This window comes from Rickettsiales bacterium (assembly GCA_035765535.1).
GTDB lineage: Bacteria > Pseudomonadota > Alphaproteobacteria > Rickettsiales > JABCZZ01 > JABCZZ01.
Genome location: DASTXE010000005.1, coordinates 67,643 through 88,195 on the forward strand (window position 1 = coordinate 67,643; position 20,553 = coordinate 88,195).

Annotated in this window: 19 protein-coding genes and 2 tRNA genes; 12 read left to right on the forward strand and 9 right to left on the reverse strand. The window is 52.1% G+C overall.

Features of this window, described 5'->3' with window-relative positions; translation table 11 throughout:
- Positions 1 to 27: 27 nt before the first annotated feature.
- Together tig and clpP are read left to right on the forward strand one after the other, a co-directional pair.
- Positions 28 to 1,395 carry a trigger factor gene (gene tig, locus VFT64_07875; GenBank protein HEU5047746.1) on the forward strand — a complete coding sequence of 456 codons (1,368 nt, stop codon included), beginning with the start codon at positions 28 to 30 and terminating at the stop codon, positions 1,393 to 1,395.
- A 93-nt stretch (positions 1,396 to 1,488) separates the two neighbouring features.
- Positions 1,489 to 2,103, forward strand: coding sequence for an ATP-dependent Clp endopeptidase proteolytic subunit ClpP (gene clpP, locus VFT64_07880; GenBank protein HEU5047747.1), 615 nt, complete (start codon positions 1,489 to 1,491; stop codon positions 2,101 to 2,103).
- A 56-nt stretch (positions 2,104 to 2,159) separates the two neighbouring features.
- On the opposite strand, the gene VFT64_07885 is transcribed toward clpP, so the two are convergent.
- The 3 genes from VFT64_07885 to VFT64_07895 are packed head-to-tail and all read right to left on the reverse strand — an operon-like array spanning position 2,160 to position 7,090.
- Entirely contained in the window at positions 2,160 to 3,806 is a 1,647-nt protein-coding gene (locus VFT64_07885) for a glycosyltransferase family 39 protein (protein ID HEU5047748.1), read from the reverse strand.
- Complete coding sequence (locus tag VFT64_07890; GenBank protein HEU5047749.1) at positions 3,790 to 5,496, reverse strand: glycosyltransferase family 39 protein; 1,707 nt, start codon at positions 5,494 to 5,496, stop codon at positions 3,790 to 3,792. The genes VFT64_07885 and VFT64_07890 overlap by 17 nt, the downstream gene beginning before the upstream one ends.
- A complete protein-coding gene (locus tag VFT64_07895) occupies positions 5,456 to 7,090 on the reverse strand; it encodes a glycosyltransferase family 39 protein (protein ID HEU5047750.1) in 1,635 nt (544 codons plus the stop codon). Before VFT64_07895 ends, VFT64_07890 begins: the two co-directional genes overlap by 41 nt.
- 78 nt (positions 7,091 to 7,168) lie before the next feature.
- Here VFT64_07895 and VFT64_07900 point away from each other — a divergent pair, with 78 nt between their 5' ends.
- The 7 genes from VFT64_07900 (at position 7,169) to VFT64_07930 (ending at position 14,478) form a co-directional block, all read left to right on the forward strand.
- Positions 7,169 to 8,644, forward strand: coding sequence for a bifunctional glycosyltransferase/class I SAM-dependent methyltransferase (locus tag VFT64_07900; protein ID HEU5047751.1), 1,476 nt, complete (start codon positions 7,169 to 7,171; stop codon positions 8,642 to 8,644).
- Entirely contained in the window at positions 8,641 to 11,265 is a 2,625-nt protein-coding gene (locus VFT64_07905; GenBank protein HEU5047752.1) for a valine--tRNA ligase, read from the forward strand. The genes VFT64_07900 and VFT64_07905 overlap by 4 nt, the downstream gene beginning before the upstream one ends.
- Positions 11,266 to 11,350: 85 nt before the next feature.
- A complete protein-coding gene (locus tag VFT64_07910) occupies positions 11,351 to 11,761 on the forward strand; it encodes a transcriptional repressor (GenBank protein HEU5047753.1) in 411 nt (136 codons plus the stop codon).
- Between the two features lie 58 nt (positions 11,762 to 11,819).
- A complete protein-coding gene (locus VFT64_07915) occupies positions 11,820 to 12,572 on the forward strand; it encodes an ABC transporter ATP-binding protein (GenBank protein ID HEU5047754.1) in 753 nt (250 codons plus the stop codon).
- Between the two features lies 1 nt (position 12,573).
- Positions 12,574 to 13,443: a metal ABC transporter permease gene (locus tag VFT64_07920; protein HEU5047755.1), complete on the forward strand. Its 870-nt coding sequence runs from the start codon at positions 12,574 to 12,576 to the stop codon at positions 13,441 to 13,443.
- Positions 13,444 to 13,454: 11 nt separating this feature from the next.
- Positions 13,455 to 14,333 carry a metal ABC transporter substrate-binding protein gene (locus tag VFT64_07925; GenBank protein ID HEU5047756.1) on the forward strand — a complete coding sequence of 293 codons (879 nt, stop codon included), beginning with the start codon at positions 13,455 to 13,457 and terminating at the stop codon, positions 14,331 to 14,333.
- 70 nt (positions 14,334 to 14,403) lie between these two features.
- A tRNA-Met gene (locus tag VFT64_07930) sits at positions 14,404 to 14,478 on the forward strand.
- Between the two features lie 111 nt (positions 14,479 to 14,589).
- Here the strand turns inward: VFT64_07930 and VFT64_07935 are convergent.
- A complete protein-coding gene (locus tag VFT64_07935) occupies positions 14,590 to 14,760 on the reverse strand; it encodes a hypothetical protein (protein ID HEU5047757.1) in 171 nt (56 codons plus the stop codon).
- Between the two features lie 318 nt (positions 14,761 to 15,078).
- On the opposite strand from VFT64_07935, the gene VFT64_07940 reads away from it, so the two are divergent.
- A complete protein-coding gene (locus VFT64_07940) occupies positions 15,079 to 15,348 on the forward strand; it encodes a DUF4236 domain-containing protein (GenBank protein HEU5047758.1) in 270 nt (89 codons plus the stop codon).
- A 20-nt stretch (positions 15,349 to 15,368) separates the two neighbouring features.
- Positions 15,369 to 16,421, forward strand: a complete 1,053-nt coding sequence (locus VFT64_07945; GenBank protein HEU5047759.1) for an adenosine kinase — start codon at positions 15,369 to 15,371, stop codon at positions 16,419 to 16,421.
- 16 nt (positions 16,422 to 16,437) lie between these two features.
- Here the strand turns inward: VFT64_07945 and VFT64_07950 are convergent.
- The 3 genes from VFT64_07950 to VFT64_07960 all read right to left on the reverse strand — a co-directional run bounded on the left by VFT64_07950 (position 16,438) and on the right by VFT64_07960 (position 18,008).
- Positions 16,438 to 16,513 (reverse strand) — tRNA-Lys (locus tag VFT64_07950).
- Positions 16,514 to 16,592: 79 nt separating this feature from the next.
- Entirely contained in the window at positions 16,593 to 17,432 is an 840-nt protein-coding gene (gene cysT / locus VFT64_07955) for a sulfate ABC transporter permease subunit CysT (GenBank protein ID HEU5047760.1), read from the reverse strand.
- Positions 17,433 to 17,447: 15 nt separating this feature from the next.
- The gene (locus tag VFT64_07960) at positions 17,448 to 18,008 is read right to left on the reverse strand and encodes an NUDIX hydrolase (GenBank protein HEU5047761.1); all 561 of its coding nucleotides are present in this window, start codon (positions 18,006 to 18,008) and stop codon (positions 17,448 to 17,450) included.
- Positions 18,009 to 18,126: 118 nt separating this feature from the next.
- On the opposite strand from VFT64_07960, the gene VFT64_07965 reads away from it, so the two are divergent.
- The gene (locus VFT64_07965) at positions 18,127 to 18,684 is read left to right on the forward strand and encodes a PH domain-containing protein (protein HEU5047762.1); all 558 of its coding nucleotides are present in this window, start codon (positions 18,127 to 18,129) and stop codon (positions 18,682 to 18,684) included.
- A gap of 2 nt (positions 18,685 to 18,686) precedes the next feature.
- On the opposite strand, the gene VFT64_07970 is transcribed toward VFT64_07965, so the two are convergent.
- Both VFT64_07970 and VFT64_07975 read right to left on the reverse strand, forming a co-directional pair.
- A complete protein-coding gene (locus tag VFT64_07970) occupies positions 18,687 to 19,097 on the reverse strand; it encodes a hypothetical protein (GenBank protein ID HEU5047763.1) in 411 nt (136 codons plus the stop codon).
- An 18-nt stretch (positions 19,098 to 19,115) separates the two neighbouring features.
- Positions 19,116 to 20,525 carry a nitronate monooxygenase gene (locus tag VFT64_07975; GenBank protein ID HEU5047764.1) on the reverse strand — a complete coding sequence of 470 codons (1,410 nt, stop codon included), beginning with the start codon at positions 20,523 to 20,525 and terminating at the stop codon, positions 19,116 to 19,118.
- Positions 20,526 to 20,553: the final 28 nt, after the last annotated feature.

Here is a 20,553-nt window from a genome sequence, read left to right on the forward strand (position 1 = left end):
TTTATAAAAAAAGGAACGTTACCCACTATGCAAGTCACCGAAGTTAAAAATGAAGGCCTCAAGCGCGAATTTACCGTAAAGCTGGATGCCAAAACCCTTAACGAGAAGACGGAAGCCCGCCTGGAGTCGATGTCCAAGAACATGAAGATCGACGGATTCCGCCCCGGTCATGTGCCCATGAACGTGCTGAAGAAGCGCTATGGAAAACATGTCGCCGGCGAAGTTATGGAAGGTTCGGTGAATGAAGCGACCCAGAACGTTCTGCGTGAAAAGAACCTGACGCCTGCCATGCAGCCCAAAGTGGAAGTCACCGCTTACGAAGAAGGCGGCGATCTGGAATTCAAGATCGATATGGAAGTGCTGCCGGAAGTGCCGGAACTGGATTTCTCCCAGATTGCACTCGATAAACTGACTTGCGATATCGATGAAAAGGAAGTCGATGAGGCGATTGAACGTCTTGCAGAGCGTAACCAGAACTTCGTGCGTGAAAAAGAAGGCGCGAAAGCTAAAAAGGGCAACCGTGCCGTGATCGATTTCACCGGCAAGGTGGATGGTGTGGCGTTTGAAGGCGGTGCTGCAAAGAAGTTCGCGCTTGAACTCGGCAGCGGCAGCTTCATCGCGGGGTTTGAAGACCAGATTGTCGGCGCCAAGGAAGGTGACGACTTGGTTGTAAAAGTTACGTTCCCGGAAAACTACCATAAGGCCGATCTTTCCGGTAAGCCCGCTGAATTCGACGTGCATGTGCATGAAATCCTCAAAGGCGAAAAACCGGAAGTGAATGACGAATTCGCCAAGAAATTCGGCTTCGAGAACCTCGAAGGCCTCAAGAAAGCAATCAAAGATCAGCTGGGCGGCGACCATGAATCCATGTCGCGCGTGAAGATCAAAAAGCAATTGTTTGACGATCTGGACAAGCGCCTGACGTTCCCCGTTCCGCAAAGCATGTTCGACGCTGAATTCAAGGCGATCTGGGACAAGCTGGAACAGGCGAAGAAAGAAGGCGACGAAGCGATTTCCAGCAAGAGCGACGAAGAGCTGCGCACCGAATACACCAAGATCGCTGAACGCCGTGTAAAGCTCGGTATTGCGCTTTCGGATATCGCTGCCAAGAATAAGCTCCAGATCACGCAGGAAGAACTTTCCCGTGCTGTGATGCAGCAGGCGAGGCAGTTCCCGGGCCAGGAACGCGCTATCTTTGATTTCTACCAGAAAAACCCGCAGTATCTGCAGGAGCTGCGTGGCCCAATCATGGAAGAAAAAGCAGTCGATCTGATTCTCGGCAAAGCCAAGGTGACCGAACGCAAGGTTTCCCAGGAAGAGCTGATGAAGGAAATCGACGAAGACGCTCCGGCTGCCGAGGAAAAGCCTAAGAAGAAAAAGGCTGCTAACTCTTAAGCCCATCACGCATAACCTTAATATGGAAGTATTATGACACAGGATATGAAGAATATTTTTGATAAAATGATGGATGCAGGTAATGTTCCGCACATGGACCTCGTCCCGATGGTAGTGGAACAGAGCAGCCGCGGCGAACGTGCGTATGACATTTTCTCCCGCCTGCTGAAAGAACGCATTATCTTCCTGACCGGACAGGTGCATGACGGCATGGCTTCGCTGATCGTGGCGCAGCTGCTGTTCCTTGAATCGGAAAACCCGGACAAGGAAATCTCCATGTACATCAACTCGCCGGGTGGCGTTGTGACTGCAGGTCTGTCGATCTACGACACGATGCAGTACATCAAGCCGAAGGTTTCCACGCTCTGCATCGGCCAGGCAGCTTCCATGGGCTCCCTGCTGCTCACGGCAGGTGCTACCGGTAAGCGTTTTGCTACGCCGAACGCACGCATCATGATCCACCAGCCTTCCGGCGGGTTCCAGGGTCAGGCTTCGGATATCGAAATCCACGCCAAGGAAATCATCTCGCTGCGTCACCGTCTCAATGAGATCTATGTGAAGCATACCAGCCAGAAGCTTTCCACCGTTGAAAAGGCAATGGATCGCGATAATTTCATGTCCGCTGAAGCGGCTAAGGATTTCGGCCTGATCGACGAAATCGTTGACAGCCGTCATCCGGAAAAAGCTGCAGCCGATAAGAAGAAATAAACTTCTTTAAGCATAGGTCTAAAGGAACCCCCGCTGGCCTTTGCCGCGGGGGTTTTTTATTGCGCAAGGCAATGATGGGCTTTCCCAATGGGTGAGAGGACTTCATTCAGAAAGTCATCTTTCTTTACAGCAACAAAAATGACCGGATATTTGTGCATCTCTGCACCGGCGAGCGGAGTTGCGGATGCGAGGGCAGGAAATGTGGTTATCTGTTTATCAAGTGCGTTGCACTCGATCAGATGCATCATAGGGGCAGAATTGAGATAGGTGTTGACGAAGACGAGATGAGTAAAACGATTCAGGATACCTGCATTCTTTGCCTGCTCCAGCATGGCAAGGAGCATGCTATCCTTATAAATACGCATATCGCGGCGGTTATTCCAAAGCAGAGTGGTACGATAGTAAGGCATCAGAGCTGCGAGAGCGGAAATATTACGGGGGTTGCTATCCCCTAATTCCGCATACATTTGCAGGTTGGAGGGGGCGAGCATAATTGCATCCGTTCTGCCCATGACAATAAGTGAATCTGGACCGAGTGATTGCAGATAAGCTGAGACCTGTCGCCATTCTGTCTCGGTCATACCGTATTCCGTCTGATCGTCGAAGCGGTAGATAGGATTGGCGCATTGCAGTCCTAGAGTGAAGAGCGTAAGCGCGATTATAATATTGAAAAAGCGCAAATGCCTGTTGTAATACTGCAAACCCTCGGCAAGCAGCCAGCCCATGGGTATGGCCAGCAAAGGCAGCATCCAAAGACTATGCCGGTCTCCGGCGAACGGGTAAGCGCGGCTTATCCATAAAGCTGCGGCGAAGCACAATGTTGTGCCTGCCAGTGCCAGCGTAGATTTAAGCACGGTATTCTTGCCATTGATTACGGGTATCAACGCGAGGACCAATAAGAAGATAAAAGGCCATCCCGGGAATATATAACTGATGACGGAGATAATATAAGACGGAAGCAACGCAATCTGCTCCCAGATATTCTGCGAGGCCATTTCCTGGCGGGCTAATGCATCTACGGGCGCGAGCGCCGGTTGCCATAGCAGATAGGCACTCCAGAAAAGCATAGCAGGAATGGAATTGGCCAGCAGCCAGTTTGCTGCTTCCCTGCGGGGAATCTTTGACTGCAACATACATGACAGTTCATATGCGAACAGGCAGAGCGCTGTGAAAATGCCTGAGAAATGCGTAAAACAGGCCAGTCCAGCGCATAGGCTATAGGCAATAAGCCATGAGGTCTTACGATTTTCGCGCCATGCCAGATAAGCATAAAATGCAGCTGTCAGCAGGCATAGGAATAAGGTGTAATTACGCACAACGTAAGACTCGACGATGCAGCCCTGGCTGAAGGTAATTAATATGGCTGCGCATATGCCGCAGAACTGGCCGCCCAGCTTTTTACCGGTTACATAATAAAGTGGGATCAGTGCTAAGCCGAACAGCAGAGAAAAGCCGCGCGTGAATTGCACGGAGTCGCCCAGCATCTGCCAGTAATGGCGTAAGATATGGCCGAGCGGAGGATGGGTCTCCATCAGTGAGAACTGCCATACCTGTCGGAGATTCTTGCCCTGAGCGATGCCAATATGCATCAGTTCGTCTGCATGGTAATGGTAAGCGTCCACCCCATGCACGCGCAGCCAAGTACCCACTGCTACCAGCAGCGCAAGCCATAGCATTGCGGAGCGTTTACTTAAGGCATTCATGTGCTTTTCCGTTGGGTGCGATCACCTGCTCGAAGAACTCTTTCTTGGAAACAGTCATGAATGCTGCCGGGGCAAGCGCCTTTTCCTCATCCGAAACCGATTTCTTGAGTGTTATCTCAGGGAAATTAAAGGAGGGGAAGGAGACGATCTGCTTATCAAGCTGTTTGCAGGTAAAGAGCCATGGCAGAGGTTCATAGCCTTTGGCATAGACGTCCCACACGGTTTTCATAAAAACAAGTTTGTCCACGCCGTTCAGCATACCCTTCTGCTGCGCTTGGTTCAACGTTGCAAGCAGGATGCCAGTGGTTTCGATTCGGCGCTCGTAAGGATGAATGATAATATGCGTATTAGCATAAGGAATTATCACGGCAGCATTTTTATCCGTGAAAGCATCCTTGCCGAGGTAAGGGTAAGTATCGTGCAACATAACAGCGTCATCACGCGCGGCGATAATGACGGAGTGGTTGTCCAGTGTCTTCAGGTAATCCGTCATGGCCTGCCAGTTTTCCTGTTTCATCTGGTATTCGCTGGGCTCTTTTTCAAAGCGTTGTCCGGCGTTGCAGAGAATAAGACTTCCTAGCAAGATCAGTGTGGCGACAGCAATATTGCCATTGATGCGGGTTTTTTGTTCGATATACGGGCTCAAAAGCTCGGCCCCATTGCCCATCATCCAGCCTGCAGTGACGATGATGAAGGGCATCACCCATATACCGTGGCGCGTGCCTGCGGGATAATAATGATTGATGGCGATTAGGAACATGCCGACTTCCAGCGCGATAACGCAGATCGCCGAGAAATCTCGGAATTTTTTGTCTTCGCGAACGACCGGCAGGAACAGTAGAAAGATTATCAGCGGTAGGAAATAAGCCGATGGCAGCACGTATAACGTAGCGGTGAGCGGATTGATCAGGGTGATCAGAATATATTTATACCACTCATCGACATGGAAATAAGGTGAAGAAAGCACAATGCCTTTGAAAAACCAGATCAGGTAAATGCCTATGGCGATTGCGGCGAGCGTAAAGTTAAGCGCAATCCATTGCAGTTGGCTCCTAAGCGGGCGTTTAGTAACGTAAGCATCCACGGTTTCATAAGCTGCAATAGGAAAGATGGCGAGTATGGCGGAGAAATGCGTGAGGGCTGCAAGCAGTGCATAGAATACGTAAAGCCATAGATGTTTATTCTGTCTGCTATCGCGCCATTGCACATAGTAATACAGGAACATCGTGGCGAAGAAGACGAAGATAGAGTAGTTGCGGGTGACATAGGATTCGATGATCGAGCCGTAGCTGTAGGCTGCGAGTGCTGCGGCGCACATACCTGCAAACTGGCCCTTGAGGCGGTTTCCAATGCAGTAATAGACCGGGATTGTCGCAATGCCGAAGACAAGTGACAGGCAGCGCGAGAACCAGACGGAATCATCTATCTGAAGCCAGTAATAGCGTAACAGATGGCCAAGCGGCGGATGGGTTTCATAGAGCGAGAGCACCATGAGCTGCTTCAGCGACTTTGCCTTGGCGAGCCAGATATGCAGGATTTCATCTTCGCTATAGTAATAGACGCCAGCGCCATGCACGCGGACGTAAATAGCCAGCAGGATGAGAACTGTCAGCCAGCCCCAGATGAAAGTTTTTGAGAAAATGCGTTCGTTATTCGGCATGGATTTTGTTTCCCGGAGGCGGTTCGACATATTGTTCCAGATAGGTGTTTTCCTTCAGGCAGTGATAGGCTTTTCCGTTTTCGGATACAACCTGTTCCAGAAAATCTTTCTTGCGGACGATGAGCAGCATCGCCGGATTGGCGAAAGCTTCCTCAGCGGTAAATGATTTCCCCGTGGGAGGGAAAGTGAATATCTGCCTGTCCAGCTCCGGACAGCCTATCAGCACCGCCTGAGGATAAGAATGCATGAAGATAAGCCTTTCCACGCCGTCCAGCATATGCTGTTCCTCTGCCGCCTTCAGCGTAGTGAGAAGAAGATTGCGTGTGCGTAGGCGGCGGTAATACGGATTCACGATCAAAGAGGTGCTCTCGTAGGGGATTTTCAGGGCCATATCCTTGCCCGTGAAAGCGGCATCGCCTAGATAGGGATAGATATCCTTGATGCGGAACGCTTCGTCGCGTTCGGCAATAATGGCGTCATGCTCGTCCAGTGTTTCCAGGTAATATTTTACAGCGTCAAGATTTGCCTGTTTGATGCCATATTCGCTATAGTCCGTGAAACGCCGCTGCGGGCTGTAAGCTAGCAGCCCGGCTGTGAGCAGCATGATTGCCATTGTATGAGTCTTGGAGGAATATGCACTGGCAGCATCTGATATGATGAGGGCAGCGCAGGGAATAATAAGCGGAATCAGCCATAAATCGTGCCGCGTGCCGGACGAGGAATAATGCAGCGTGACGATCATGAAGATTTTGATGCCGATGCCGCAAGCCGCCAGTGCCAGGCAGTTGCGCGTGGCCTGTGAATGTTTTCCCGCACGTAGCGCAAACAATAGAATCAGCAGATAAAGAGCGTAGGGCGAGGGCAGGAGATAATCCAGATCGTGAAACGGATAAGACAGGGCATTATAGACTGTCTGGGTAAGATCGGTTGGGAAATGGGAATAAGGCTGGGCAAGTGCCAGAGTTTTCCGCCAGGGCAGTGTAATCAACACAGCTGAAACTGCCAGCAAGGCATTGATCCCAAGCCATTGCAGCAGCTTGGATTTCTGACCCGTACGATAGAGGCGGAGCGCTTCAAGCACCGCGAGCGGTGTAAGGCTCAGTACCGCAAAGAAATGTGTGAGGCAGGCGAGCAGGCCGAATCCGCCGTATTGTAGTAACGAGCGCAAGGAAGGCTTTTCACGCCAGGAGAGCCATGCGTCAAAGCTTAAGGAGAGAAAGAGCAGGAAAACTGTGTAATTGCGAGCGATATAGGATTGGATGATGCAGCCGAAGCTGAATGTTATCAATGCGGCTGCGCAGAGGCCCGCAAACTCACCACCCAGACGGCGGCCGATCCGGTAGTATAGTGGAACGAGTGCGATGCCGAACAGCAATGAAAATAATCTTGAAAACCATACCGTATCCGAGATTTCCTGCCAGTAATGGCGCAGGATATTGCCCAATGGCGGGTGGGCCTCATAAAGGGAAAATTGCAGTACCTGTTTCAGGGAGTCTGCACCGGCAATGGCGGTGTGGAGCAATTCGTCGTCCCCGTAAGCATATTGGTCGACACCGTGCACACGTATGAAAATGGCGATAATTATCAATATTATCAGCCATGTTCTTATAAAAACTTTGGACATTGGCGGATTATTCCAATAATTATCTGTCTGGTTTTCCATTTTGGGCAATTTATAGCAACCTTAGCAAGAACACAAACAATGAAAAAAGCGCTGGTTATGATTATCGCCTACAATGCTGAGCGGCATATCGTCTCGGTATTGAACCGCATTCCCGATACTTTGTGGAATAATCCGGATTATCAGGCGGATGTCGTGGTGATCGACGATTGTTCGAAGGATCATACCAGTGCTGTGGCGCGCGAGTATATCTCCGGCTCCAGCCGCCCGATCCGCCTGCTGCGCAACCAGCTCAATCAGGGGTACGGTGGTAACCAGAAAGTCGGCTATACTTATGCGATCGAGAATGGTTATGAGGCTGTTGTCATGGTGCATGGGGACGGGCAATATCCGCCGGAATTCATTCCGCAGATGCTGGAGCCGCTCATGAGAGGTGAAGCAGCTGCCGTATACGGCTCGCGTATGATCAATAAAAAAGATGCGCTTGCGGGCGGCATGCCGTATTATAAATTTGCGGGCAATATCGTTCTGACGCAGTTGCAGAACTGGATGCTTGGCAGCAATCTCAGCGAATTCCATTCCGGGTTCCGGGCTTATAGCATTGCGGCGCTGAGGCAGATTCCGTTTCAGTATAATTCCAACGTCTTCCACTTCGACACGGATATTATCATCCAGTTGGTGGATAATGGGCTTACCATTAAGGAAATCCCTATTCCGACGCATTACGGGGATGAAGTCTGCCATGTGAACGGTCTGCGTTATGCTAAGGATGTCATGGTTTCGACGCTGCTTTCGCGTATCCAGAAGTTTGGCATCTTTTACGATCCCAAGTTCGACTATGAGCGCACAGTCACCTATCCCGATAAAAGCCAGTTTGCCAGCAGCCATAGTTTTGCGCTGGAACAGGTCAATGCCAATGAAACCGTGCTTGATCTTGGCTGCGAGGCGTATGTTACGGGCAACCTGAAAACGCGCGGATGCAAGGTAATCGGCTGCGACTGGCAGGTGAACGACCGTATGCGCGAAGCTTATGAAGGCGTATTCGCAATGGACCTGAACCAGCCTGATTTCGATGTGCTAGGCCAGCAGCATTTCGATGTGATTATGCTCCTCGATGTGATTGAACATATCAGCGACCCGGAAGCGTTCATGGAAAGGCTGCATAGGCGGTTCGCGGCGATGAACCCGCGTATTGTCGTGACGACGCCGAACATTGCTTTCTTTATCCAGCGCATCATGCTGCTGCTTGGCCAGTTCAATTACGGCAAGCGCGGTATTCTTAACCGGAAGCATACACGCCTCTTTACGTTTGCATCCCTTTCGCGCCTGCTCAGCAATTCCGGTTTCAATGTGATAAAACTGGAAGGCATTCCCGCGCCGTTCCCGCTTGCTTTCGGCGATAACGGGTTCGCACGTGCGCTATTGAAATTTAATCAATCGCTGATGAAAATCAGCAGGACGCTGTTTTCCTACCAGATTGCGGCAGTGATACAACCCAAGCCGACGCTCGAGATTCTCGTCAGCCAGGCTATTGAATATGGTGACCGGACGATATGAAGCAACTACCCAAGAATTACGACCATAAAGAAGCTGAAAAGCGGATACAGCTTCAGTGGGAAGCTGAAGGCGTTTATGCGTGGGATAATACGCAGCCGCGCGAGAATACTTTTGTCATCGATACACCGCCTCCGACAGTATCCGGCGTGCTGCATATGGGGCATATCTTCAGCTATACACAAGCGGATTTCGTGGCGCGTTACCAGCGCATGAAAGGCAAGACCGTATTCTACCCGATGGGGTTTGACGATAACGGTCTGCCGACGGAGCGCCTTGTTGAAAAGGAAAAGAAGGTGCGCGGCAGCGCGATGCCGCGTGATGAGTTCGTGGCCTTGTGCCGCGAGGTGGTGAAGAACGCGGAAGATGAGTTCCGCAACCTCTTCAAGAGCGTGGCCGTTAGCGTGGACTGGAGCCAGGAATACCAGACGATCAGCGACGAAGTGCGCATGCTGTCGCAGATGTCATTCCTGGATTTGATGCGCAAAGGCGAAGCTTACCGCGATTTCCGCCCTACTTACTGGGACTGGGTAGACCAGACCGCGATTGCGCAGGCTGAGATCGAAAATAAGGAAATGCCTGGCACAATGAACGAGATCGAGTTCATGCTGGAAGGAGAAACACCGATTGTGATTGCCACGACACGTCCAGAATTGCTCGGTGCCTGCGTTGCGGTCATGTACCATCCGGATGATCCGAATGCGTCAAATTATAAAGGGCAGATTGCCGTAACGCCGCTGTTTGACGTGAAAGTGCCGATGATTGCAGACAGCGCCGTTGAGCGCGATAAAGGCACGGGTCTTGTTATGTGCTGCACTTTCGGTGACGATACGGACAAGGAATGGTGGCGCGCTCATAATCTGCCGATGCGTCCTGTGCTGGCAACGAACGGTAAGATCGAGTTCACTCGCGTCATGAAGGATGATCTGTGCGTGGGGCTCACCTTTACGGCTGCGCGTGACGGCAAGCAGAAAGCCATGCTCGACGAAACCAATACGCAGGATTTTGAAAAGACGCTTGCGGTTTTCGGTGCGATTGAAGGGCTGAAGCCCAAGCAGGCAAACTCCAAGATATTGGAAATGCTGGAGGTGCAGGGTAAACTGCGCAAGCAGACGCCGATCATGCATACGGTAAAATGCGCCGAACGTTCCGGCACGCCGATTGAAATCATTCCGACCTACCAGTGGTTCATCAAGGTGGTGGATAAGAAGGAGGCGCTGATTACCAAGGGCAATGAGTGCAAATGGTATCCGGAATTCATGCATATCCGCCTGAACCAGTGGATCGAAGGACTCAAAGAAGACTGGTGTATCTCGCGCCAGCGTTTCTTTGGTGTGCCGTTCCCCGTGTGGTATTCCAAACGCGAGGGTGAAGAAGGCAAAGTGCTGGTTGCGGACGTGAAGCAATTGCCGGTCGACCCGCTTACGGATGCGCCTGAGGGCTATACGCGTGATGAAGTCATCCCCTGCACGGATGTTATGGATACCTGGGCGACTTCTTCCATCAGCCCGCAGATTAACGCCAAGGGGATCAGCAAGAATCGTTGCGTAGATGCTACGCGCTACGAGCAGCTTTTCCCGGCCGATCTGCGTCCGCAGGCCCATGAGATCATCCGCACCTGGGCGTTCTACACGATTGTGAAGGCGCATCTGCACGAAAACAGTATTCCCTGGAAAAACCTGATGATCTCAGGCTGGTGTCTTGCCTCCGACAAGACCAAGATGAGCAAGTCCAAGGGTAATGTCGTTACCCCGGTCGATCTGATTATCGATAAGGGGGCAGACGTTGTGCGTTACTGGGCGTCGACGTCACGTCTGGGGGCGGATACGGCGTTTTCGGAAGATCTGTTGAAGATCGGCAGGAAGCTTGTGACCAAGCTGTGGAATGCTACTAGCTTCGCAGGTATTCATCTGAGCAAGCTCAGCGGTAAGCCTTCCACCGCAGCGGAAGATGTTGCGAGCGGCAGGATCAGCGAGACACTCGATAAATGGATTCTCGCACGGCTGCGTAAGACCATCGTGAAAGCGACCTCGGAATTCGAGAATTTCGAATATTGCGATGCACGTGTGGCGATTGAGGAATTTTTCTGGAAAGATTTCTGCGATAATTATCTCGAACTGGTCAAGGCCCGCGCTTACGGCGAGGTCTCTGATGAAGCTGGCAGTCTTTCCGCCCATCTGACGCTTTATCACTGCCTGGATGCGATATTGCGTCTGTTCGCACCGTTCGTACCGCATGTGACGGAAGAGCTCTATACCCATCTGTTTGACGGACAGGGCTCCATCCACCGTTGCGGCAACTGGCCGAAGGCGGAAGCCTATCCGGCGGACGATAATGCTGAGCAAAGCGGCATCTACTGCGTCAGTATTCTGGAAGCAATCCGTAAGGCCAAATCCGAGCGGCAGGTTTCCATTAAGTTCCCGGTACAGGAGCTTGTGCTTGCATCGCTGCAAACGGATTGGCAGGATATCGCACCTGTCGTTACCGATCTCAAGAGCGCCGGTACCGTGCAGAAGCTGGAATGGGTTGATACGTTGCCGGAAGACGGGGTCTATACGGAAGACCGCCGATTCACGCTGGCGCTGACGTTTGCAGAGAGTGCACAAGGGGAGTCTGCCGCCTAAGTATTGGCGGCGGCACTCTTTGCCCTTTACAACGTCTTCTGGATTCTATAGAAAATTTGTGTAATATTATATCATAACATTTTCTATGATCCCCAAAAAGCCGATAAAAGGTCCCAATAAGCTCGTGCAGGACGTTCTCAGCGAAAGCGGAAAGCCTCTGGGAGCTTATGAGATACTTGAGCGCGTGAAAGTGAAGGGCATCAACGGCCCGCCCACCGTATACCGTGCGTTGGACAAGCTGATGAAGCTCGGCATGGTGCATCGTATTGCATCCAAACATACCTATATCATCTGCCGTCATGGCAGCGAACATGCGAATGAGTCCATTATTTTTGCTGTCTGTAACCGTTGCGATAATGTGGACGAGATCCCCAGCGAAGACCTTCATCATGCGTTTGAAGGCGTGCGTCGCGAGAAGGGATTCAGGATTGAGCATGAAATCGTGGAAGTGACCGGGCTCTGCGGTAACTGCAGCGAGCAGAAAGGTGCGCACTGATGTATTACTGGAGCGCGCTGCAACGTGTGGGAGCGGCGTTGCTCGCAATAGCGGGTATATGGATCATCTGCGCGTGGGCGATGGGATTATGGCCCCGATTCTGAAACTGCACGACTTGACCGTCGCATATAACCGTTATCCGGCGGTGCATCATTTAAAAGGCGAGTTTGCTGGTGGCGCTTTGACGGCTATTACCGGGCCGAACGGCGCAGGCAAGAGCACGCTGCTCAAGACGATTGCGGGCATATTGCCCGTGCATGAAGGTTCTGTCGAGTTCTGTGGGATCACACGTAAGGATATGGCTTATCTCCCGCAGGCGGCTGAGCTGCAGGTGGATTTCCCTCTTAATGTATTGCAGATGGTATGCTCCGGTTTCTGGCGCGTGAGCAATGGGTTCCAGCGTATCAGCAAGCAGCAGCGCGAGCGGGCAGAAGAAGCGCTTGCGGTCGTGGGGCTGCTAGGGATGGCGGACAGGACGCTTGGCAGTCTCTCCGCAGGCCAGTTCCAGCGTGCGCTGTTTGCGCGCGTCATCGTGCAGGATGCAAAGCTGATTATGCTGGATGAGCCGTTCACCGCCATGGATGCAGGCACGACGGACGCATTACTGAAAGTGATCCACCAGTGGCAGGGGGAAGGCCGCACGGTCATCAGTGTTCTGCATGATTTTGATCAGATCAGGGAGCATTTTCCTACCTGCCTGCTGATTGCGCGTGAGTGCATTGCATGGGGAAAATCGCAGGATGTGCTGAAGCCGGAGAACCTTGTCAGTGCGCGGCTGTTCCGCGAAGTTTTACCCCATAGGCAACACTGATATGATGTTATACGATGCGATTATCCAGCCTTTTGCCGATTACGGATTTATGCGCCGGGCACTTGCGGCGTGCATCGTGATGGCCGCAAGCAGCGCTCCGCTCGGCCTGTTTCTGGTGCTGCGCCGCATGAGCCTGATGGGAGACGCAGCCGCGCATGCGATCCTGCCCGGTGTGGCAGTAGCATTTATCTTCAGTGGCGTTGCGCTCTGGCCGATGACGCTTGGCGGGCTTGCCGCCGGGTTGCTGATGGCGCTTGCGGCTGGAGTAGTGACGCGGCTCACTGCGCTCAGGGAGGATGCGAGTTTTACGGCGGCGTACCTTACTTCACTTGCGGCAGGCGTGATGATCATCTCCATGCATGGCAGCGCTATCGACCTTATGCATATATTATTCGGTAATGTGCTGGCGGTGGATAATGATTCGCTGCGGCTGATCGCGATGATCGCCACGGTGAGCCTTTTGACGCTGGCCGTGATTTACCGGCCTTTGATTATGGAATGTTTCGACCCGTTCTTCCTCAAGGTGCAGCAGGGGCGCGGAGCGGTGTATCATCACCTGTTTCTCGTGCTGGTGGTGCTGAATCTGGTGGCGGCGTTTCAGGCTTTAGGAACGCTCATGGCGGTGGGTATCATGGTGCTGCCTGCCATTGCTACACGGTTCTGGACGCGCAATATTGATATAGCCGTAGGGCTCAGTATCCTGTTCGGCATCCTCTCTTCCGTAATAGGGCTGCTGCTTTCCTACCATTACAGCCTGCCTTCCGGCCCGGCGATCGTGCTGACAGCGAGCGCATGGTACATCATTTCCGTCTTTGCAGGGGCAGATGGCGGCATATTGATCCGGTTCTTTCCGCGTAAGCATTTCCATTAAGAGCATTCGTTATGAAAGCATTGCTGATCTCCATGCTGGTATTGCTTTTGCCGATGCAGGCCAGTGCGCAGCATAAGCTAAAGGTCGTGGCCAGTTTTAGCGTACTTGGCGATATTGTGCATCAGGTGGCACAGAACGATGCGGATGTGCAGGTGCTTGTAGGACCCAACGGTAATGCGCATGAATATGAGCCCACCACGGCGGACGCGCGCATGATTGCGGATGCGGATATAGTGTTCGTCAACGGGCTCGGGTTTGAGGGGTGGATGCAGCGGCTTATCGCCTCGGCGGGGTATAAGGGGCGGGTGGTGACGGTCAGTGCAGGTGTGAAGCCGATCACAACGCTCGGGCATGAAGACCCGCATGCTTGGCAGGATGTGGCGAATGTAAAGCTTTATGCCGCCAATATTCGCGATGCGCTTGCCCAGACGGATATGGAACATGCGGCGGATTATACTCGCAATGCGGACGCCTATATCGCGCAGCTGGAAGCGCTGGATACATGGGTGAAGGCACAGATTGCGAGCGTACCACCCCAGAAGCGCAAAGTGATCAGCGCGCATGATGCGTTTGGCTATTTTGCCGCGCATTACGGAGTGGTTTTCATTGCGCCGCTTGGCATGAGCGCGGAAAGCCAGCCTTCGGCGGCGGATATCGCCCGGATTATCGATGCTGTGCGCAAGCAGGATATCAGGGCGGTATTTCTGGAAAATATGGCCGATACGCGCCTGATGGAGCAGATAAAGCAGGATTCAGGGGCACATCTGGGCGGAACGCTCTATTCGGACGCGCTTTCGCCTCCACACGGCCCGGCGGCGGATTATCTGGCTATGCAGCGCCACAATGTGGCCGAACTGGTGGCCGCCATGCAGGAAAATCCGGGAAAATAGGCGTCTTAGCTTATTAGGCGCTTGACAGATGGTTACACTGCCCATATACGACTATTCCCACCTGAATTATGGCTCGGTAGCTCAGTGGTAGAGCAGGGGAATCATAATCCCTTGGTCGGGTGTTCAAATCACCCCCGAGCCACCAATTTCCGCTCAAAAGCAAATGGCCCTTCGCATCATATGCAAAGAGGCCACCGCCTAACACTAACAATTTATATTTTGCCGAAAGAAAATCGGCCTTATTCGATAACTGGCACTACTCCGAGTAAGGGTTCGGGTGGAGCTCGCTCGCTTCCTTTACCACATTCAAGGCCTCCTTCGGAGGGAGCTTCGCCAATGCATCCTCAGCTGCTTTCAATGCATCAGGATCATCGGGCTTTGCCGCAGACTTCTGAACAGCTTTTCTGGCATCGTCTCTGGCATTCAATAAGAACTCCTTATCTCGCTGGTCTACGCGAATTGTCATGCATAGACTGTAGGTATTTTCAACCAAGAAAACCAACATATCATTTTGCACATGCTGGCAAACCGTTTAGGGAAACCGCTTCAGCTTCCGACAACTAAACGACGAACACGGGTATTTTAAGAATTATCAATAAATTTGCTAATTTAATAATATGAATTTTTTATGACGGCAGGTTTTACAGGATATCAATGAGATGTTGCGGATGTAAACCGGATTGCAAAAGCCGAGGGATATGATACACCAGCGCAAGTAGCTGCAAGTCACATTACCGGAGGTGCTATGGGTTTACGCTTTCATAAAGCCATTAAAATCTTACCGGGGGTTCACCTGAACCTGAGCAAGAGCGGCGCGAGCATTTCGCTCGGTGAAAAAGGCGTTAGCTATAATATCGGCACCAAAGGTGCCCGCACGACCGTCGGCCTGCCGGGCAGCGGACTTTCCTATTCCAAGTTTTCCTCTTACAGCAAGATCAAAAACGGTGGCATCAGCATGATCGCCATCTGGATCGTGATCGGCGCGGGCGTGGCCGCGCTGGTGATGATGCGTTAATTAAGTCTTCAGTATTAGTAATGCCTGAAAACATAGCAGCAAAATTCAAGCGTGCCGGTGTTGTGCCTGCGGTAGAACCCAAAAAATACGATGTGGTTGCGATTGGAAGGGCTGATACTGATGTTATTGCGGAAGTTTCTGAGCGTTTTCTTCAGGAGAATGGTATTCCCCCCAATGCTCAGAAGGATTGTTCAGCCGATGAAGTGCGGACTCTTCAAGCATCTCTTGGTGCGTTCCAGATTCAGGCAGGTGGAGCAACCGCTAATTCAATGGCGGTTGTTTCCGCACTTGGGGGGCGTGCGGGATTCTTCGGCAAGGTGTGCGATGATGATAAAGGCAAAGTGTTCTTAAATGATTTCAGGCGCAGGAGTGTCGATGTATGTTGCCCTCCTTATAGTAATGAATCTGATATCTCCTCTACCTGCCTTGTTTTGCTCAATGGTAAGAATCGCAGCTTCGCTTACGCTCCAGGAGCAAGCGAGGATTTTTCTGCTCAGGATTTTTCCGGTTTTGACTTTAATTCTACTCATTTCTGCCTCGTAGAGGGAGATCTGCTGACAGGCGTTAATACCAAAGCAAAACCGGCAGTCATGGAAGCTATGAAGCAGGCTGAAGGCAAGTGTCGTATCGCTGTTAATTTGCAGAATATATTGGACTGGAGTGGGCATGAAGATGTGCTGCATTACATTTTACAACATGCCGATGTTGTTATCGGCAATGAGGAAGAGCAGGCTGCATTTTTTGCGGCCAAAAAGAGTAGCCCTGAAAAAGCCGGTCAAATGGTGATTACCACACGAGGCGAAAATGGAGCAGATGTTTCGGTAGGTAATAGAATTCTGCATGTACTGGCCGCTCCTCCTCAAGAGTTTGTAAGCTCGGTTGGGGCAGGAGATGCATTTACTGCAGCGTTTTTATTGGGACAGGCAAGAGGCTTGGAAGTTGATAAATGCGCTCGTCTTGCAGTGCGCGTAGCAAGTAAGGTTATTGAAGAGTATGGAGCTCGTCCCACACGTCCGCTTCAGCATTATTTCCCTGACTTTAAATCAACAGAAGAAGCTTATGCAAGGCTGTAATAGTCAGTTGGGGAAGTGGTGGGCGATCGCAGAATCGAACTGCGGACAGGCTGATTAAGAGTCAGCTGCTCTACCAACTGAGCTAATCGCCCAACAGCCGGAGGAACCACGCTTATAAGATAAATCGCCCGGTATGTAAATGAAATACTCGGGCGATTTTGACTTTTTTACCTAGCGTGAGGTGGCGGCGGTAAGCCACTTGTTTAATATATTGATTAGGAACAATAAAACAAACGAAGCGATCAGCATCACTAGGGCGATGGCGGTGGCTCCGGCGTAATCATACTGCTCGAGTTTCGTGATGATGATGAGCGGTGTGATTTCTGAGACTCCGGGCAGGTTTCCGGCGATGAAGATGACCGAACCGTATTCCCCGAGCCCCCTGGCGAACGCCATCGCAAAACCGGTGACAAGGGCAGGGGCGAGATGCGGCAGGATGATTTTGTAGAAGACCTGCCAGCGGTTAGCGCCGAGCATGGCGGCGGCTTCTTCCACTTCGGAATCCATGTCTTTCAGGATCGGTTCGATCGTGCGGATGACGAAGGGTAGCCCTACGAAAATAAGCGCAATGGCGATGCCTGCGGGAGTAAAGCCGAGCTTGATGCCCATCTGCTCCAGCGGCTTGCCGAGCCAGCCTTGCGAGGAATAAAGTGTGGATAAGGCAATGCCTGCTACGGCGGTGGGCAGGGCGAAGGGGAGGTCGATCATCGCGTCGAGAATGCGTTTGCCCGGTATCCGGTAGCGCACGAGCACCCAGGCGACAATAAAGCCGAAGACGGCGTTCACGGCGGCAGCCACCAGCGACATGCCGAAGCTCACGCGGTAGGACGCCATGACGCGCGGGCTGGTGACGGCATCCACGAATTGCCGCCACGGCATAGCGGCGGTTTCGACGAACAGGCCGGAAAGCGGAATAACAACGATCAGCAGCAGATACAGCAATGTGAAGCCGAGCGTGGTTTTAAACCCCGGTATGACCCCGTGCGACCTGAATGCTGTCAACAATGCCATAAAGATGCCTTGCGGTTAGAGTTTTTCCAGCCTCTGCATGACCTGCCGGATGATGGCGACATGATCCGGCCTGCCGTGATGGACGAATTCTTCTTCCGTGAACCAGCGCACTTCGTCCGTGGTGGCTTCGTAATGCCCGAAATTTTCGGTGTCGATAATCTCCGCGGCAAACAGGTGCATCGGTTTCTGGATGCCTTTGCTTGCGGAAATAAAAGTGAACCCGCCGAGATCGAACATGGAGCGGATGTTTTCCTGCTTCAGTCCGATCTCTTCATTACCTTCGCGCAGCGCCGTGGCGAGCAATGTCTCGTGGAACGACTCGTCGGCATAGTGCAGATCGTCCAGGCGCATGTCGCACCATTCGCCGCTGATGTTGATGCGGCGCGTGCCCTTGGCGATCTGGAACTGGGGCTTACCCAGCACTTCATTTTCCGCGAGCGGTTTCATCGCCATGATTTTTATGCCTTCCGGCTGCCGGACGAACGGCAGAATCCCCACTTTAATCACTTGCGGAGGCAGAACCCCTTCATCATATAGGCGTATAATTTCAAAATTTGCTTGGAGTTTATTTTTCATATCATATAGGTTGACTAGTAACGTTCTTATCGATTGTGCGAGCGGCGATTCTAAAGGGGAACGCCTTGATTGCACAATATAAATATACCAATGGCAGCGAAAAAAATGCCATTGGTATATGAGGTATATAAAGCATATCCTTTTGCCGGATGAAGAAATCCTTTATGACGGCCATGTCCATCCCCGTGTGCTCGTGCCGGGGCTCTTGCTGCTTGGGCTAGCTGCGCTCATCCTGATGGGGGCGAGCAATACGGGCGGCGGCCATTCTTTCCTGCTCAATTTTTCTTACCGCCTTGCACAGAATTTTCCGTCTACTATGGGGCTCTACCGAATGCTCTGGAACTGGCAGACCACGACCCCCAATATTGCACTGGAGATCAAGGTCGTGGCGCTCGGCATTGCGATGTACGGTTTCTCCAAGTTAGGCACCCAGCTGGCCATCATGCAGACGACGGAGCTGGTCGTGACGAATCTGCGCATTATCGCCAAGACGGGGATTCTTACTGTCATTACGCTGGAAATGGACCGGCGGCGTGTGGCCGGTGTTACGGTTTACCAAACCTTCTGGGGGCGGCTGTGGGGGTATGGCAATATCTACATCCAGGGCTTTACAAGTTCCATTGGAGGCTTACCCATCATGGTGAATCCGCACATGGTGGAAAAGTTCGTAAGCTAATTTTAGAGCGGATTGCCGTTCATAAAGGATTTGCATTCCTGCGTCATGAACTGGCTCGCGTTGTCTTCGGATGAGCCGGACATTTCATGCTTACGCGCTTCGTCGTATTTCTGTTCCGACGTTAAAGCAGTGATGGCGGCAGGGCTGAAGCTGCATTCCATCTTCATGTTATTGGGCAGCAAAAATTCAACAAGGCAGTGATCGCCTTCCTTGCCCTTGATAATATTCTTCGATGTCGAGGATGGATCCATCGGGTTGGGATAAGCGAACGTATAAGGAGTACAGGTTTTTAAATTATCCATGTACATCATGCTATGTTCATAGAAAGCATTATCGGGCTCCGCAGCAGCTGCATAAGGCAATGCGGCCGCAGCCAGGAAAGTGAGAAGGATGCGGGATGCTTTATGAGCCATATATGCCTCTGGTAAAGGTTAGTAACCTGTCATGATACGGTCCACCAGCTGCTTCACGGTAGGAACAAACCCATTCGCGTAGAAGGGGTCCTGTCCGAACTTGTAAGCATTATGGCCGGAGAACATCAACTGGTTTTCCACATCGCCGGTATGGACAATGGCCTGCAGCGTTTTCTGAATGCAGAAACTGCGCGGGTCGGCCTTTTTGCCGGTGGTGAAATCGTCACGGTCTTTCCAGTTGCTGAACTTGCAATGGCTCAGGCAGCCCATGCAGGCAATCTGGTCAGCCAGGATTTCCGCTGATTTTTCCGGTGTGACGAAGACCAGGGTTGAATCTTCCGTTTTCAGCGCTTCCGTAAAACCATGAGCGATATATTCCTCTGCCTTGGTTTTGTCCGCAGTGCGCACGTAAACCGGCCTGCCGCGCGGGCCGATCAGCAATGTTTCCACGAACTCATCTTCATCCGGCGCGGTGCGGTAGTCGATCTGCCGGTGGCTGCGTTCAGTCAGTTCGTGGATGAATTCGTTCTTTACCGCGGAGGAATAAAAACCGGTAGGGCTGAAACGGTTCAGGTAGACATCGCCTTCCTTCAGCGTGAGCAACTTGCGTTTCCAGGTATCCGGGACCGGGCTTTCCTTCGTCAGCAGCGGACGCGTGCCGAACTGGAAGGCAATTTTGCCGATCTCGGGATTTTCGAGCCAGCTTTCCCAGTCTTTCAGATGCCATGCTCCGCCCGCCATGATGATGGGGGTATCCTGCAGGCCGACTTCATTCATGAATTTGCGTATTTCAGCCACGCGCGGGTACGGATCTTCCGGTTTGCGCGGATCTTCGCTGTTGGAAAGGCCGTTATGCCCACCTGCAAGCCACGGATCTTCATACACTACGCTGCCCAGCAGATGGGGAACCTTGCTGTAGGAGCGCGCCCATAATGCGCGGAATGCACGCATGGAGGAAACGATAGGATGATAGTAGACATTATATTGCGCTGCGATTTCCGCAAGCTTATAGGGCATGCCCGCGCCGCAGGTGATGCCGTGGATGATGCCTTTGCTGCCTTCGAGCACGCCGTGGAGGATGCGCTCAGCGCCGCCCATTTCCCACAGCACGTTCATATGGATTCGGCCCTGGCCGCCGGAAATATCGTGTGCGCGGCGTGCCTGTTCAATGCCGCCTTTGATGCCAAATTCAATCAGTTCTTCATGACGTTCACGGCGCGTCTTGCCATGGTAAATTTGGGGAATGGGGTGGCCCTGTTCGTCATACGTATCTGCGTTGACGCCGGAAAATGTGCCCACGGCACCCGCTGCAGCAAACGCTCCGCAGCTTACGCCGGTGGTTGCCGCAATCCCTTTTCCGCCTTCGATGATGGGTAGCACTTCTTTTCCCGAAATTACCACGGGCTTCAATTTATCTGTAAATGCCATTTCCTAACCTAGTCTGAAGCTTGCGTCC

Excerpts from the sequence above, each read along its gene's own strand:
- tig (HEU5047746.1), top strand. The coding sequence starts at position 28 with ATGCAAGTCACCGAAGTTAAAAATGAAGGCCTCAAGCGCGAATTTACC.
- clpP (HEU5047747.1), top strand. The coding sequence starts at position 1,489 with ATGGACCTCGTCCCGATGGTAGTGGAACAGAGCAGCCGCGGCGAACGT.
- VFT64_07885 (HEU5047748.1), bottom strand. The coding sequence starts at position 3,806 with ATGAATGCCTTAAGTAAACGCTCCGCAATGCTATGGCTTGCGCTGCTG.
- VFT64_07890 (HEU5047749.1), bottom strand. The coding sequence starts at position 5,496 with ATGTCGAACCGCCTCCGGGAAACAAAATCCATGCCGAATAACGAACGC.
- VFT64_07895 (HEU5047750.1), bottom strand. The coding sequence starts at position 7,090 with ATGTCCAAAGTTTTTATAAGAACATGGCTGATAATATTGATAATTATC.
- VFT64_07900 (HEU5047751.1), top strand. The coding sequence starts at position 7,169 with ATGAAAAAAGCGCTGGTTATGATTATCGCCTACAATGCTGAGCGGCAT.
- VFT64_07905 (HEU5047752.1), top strand. The coding sequence starts at position 8,641 with ATGAAGCAACTACCCAAGAATTACGACCATAAAGAAGCTGAAAAGCGG.
- VFT64_07910 (HEU5047753.1), top strand. The coding sequence starts at position 11,351 with ATGATCCCCAAAAAGCCGATAAAAGGTCCCAATAAGCTCGTGCAGGAC.
- VFT64_07915 (HEU5047754.1), top strand. The coding sequence starts at position 11,820 with ATGGATCATCTGCGCGTGGGCGATGGGATTATGGCCCCGATTCTGAAA.
- VFT64_07920 (HEU5047755.1), top strand. The coding sequence starts at position 12,574 with ATGATGTTATACGATGCGATTATCCAGCCTTTTGCCGATTACGGATTT.
- VFT64_07925 (HEU5047756.1), top strand. The coding sequence starts at position 13,455 with ATGAAAGCATTGCTGATCTCCATGCTGGTATTGCTTTTGCCGATGCAG.
- VFT64_07940 (HEU5047758.1), top strand. The coding sequence starts at position 15,079 with ATGGGTTTACGCTTTCATAAAGCCATTAAAATCTTACCGGGGGTTCAC.
- VFT64_07945 (HEU5047759.1), top strand. The coding sequence starts at position 15,369 with ATGCCTGAAAACATAGCAGCAAAATTCAAGCGTGCCGGTGTTGTGCCT.
- cysT (HEU5047760.1), bottom strand. The coding sequence starts at position 17,432 with ATGGCATTGTTGACAGCATTCAGGTCGCACGGGGTCATACCGGGGTTT.
- VFT64_07960 (HEU5047761.1), bottom strand. The coding sequence starts at position 18,008 with ATGAAAAATAAACTCCAAGCAAATTTTGAAATTATACGCCTATATGAT.
- VFT64_07965 (HEU5047762.1), top strand. The coding sequence starts at position 18,127 with ATGAGGTATATAAAGCATATCCTTTTGCCGGATGAAGAAATCCTTTAT.
- VFT64_07970 (HEU5047763.1), bottom strand. The coding sequence starts at position 19,097 with ATGGCTCATAAAGCATCCCGCATCCTTCTCACTTTCCTGGCTGCGGCC.
- VFT64_07975 (HEU5047764.1), bottom strand. The coding sequence starts at position 20,525 with ATGGCATTTACAGATAAATTGAAGCCCGTGGTAATTTCGGGAAAAGAA.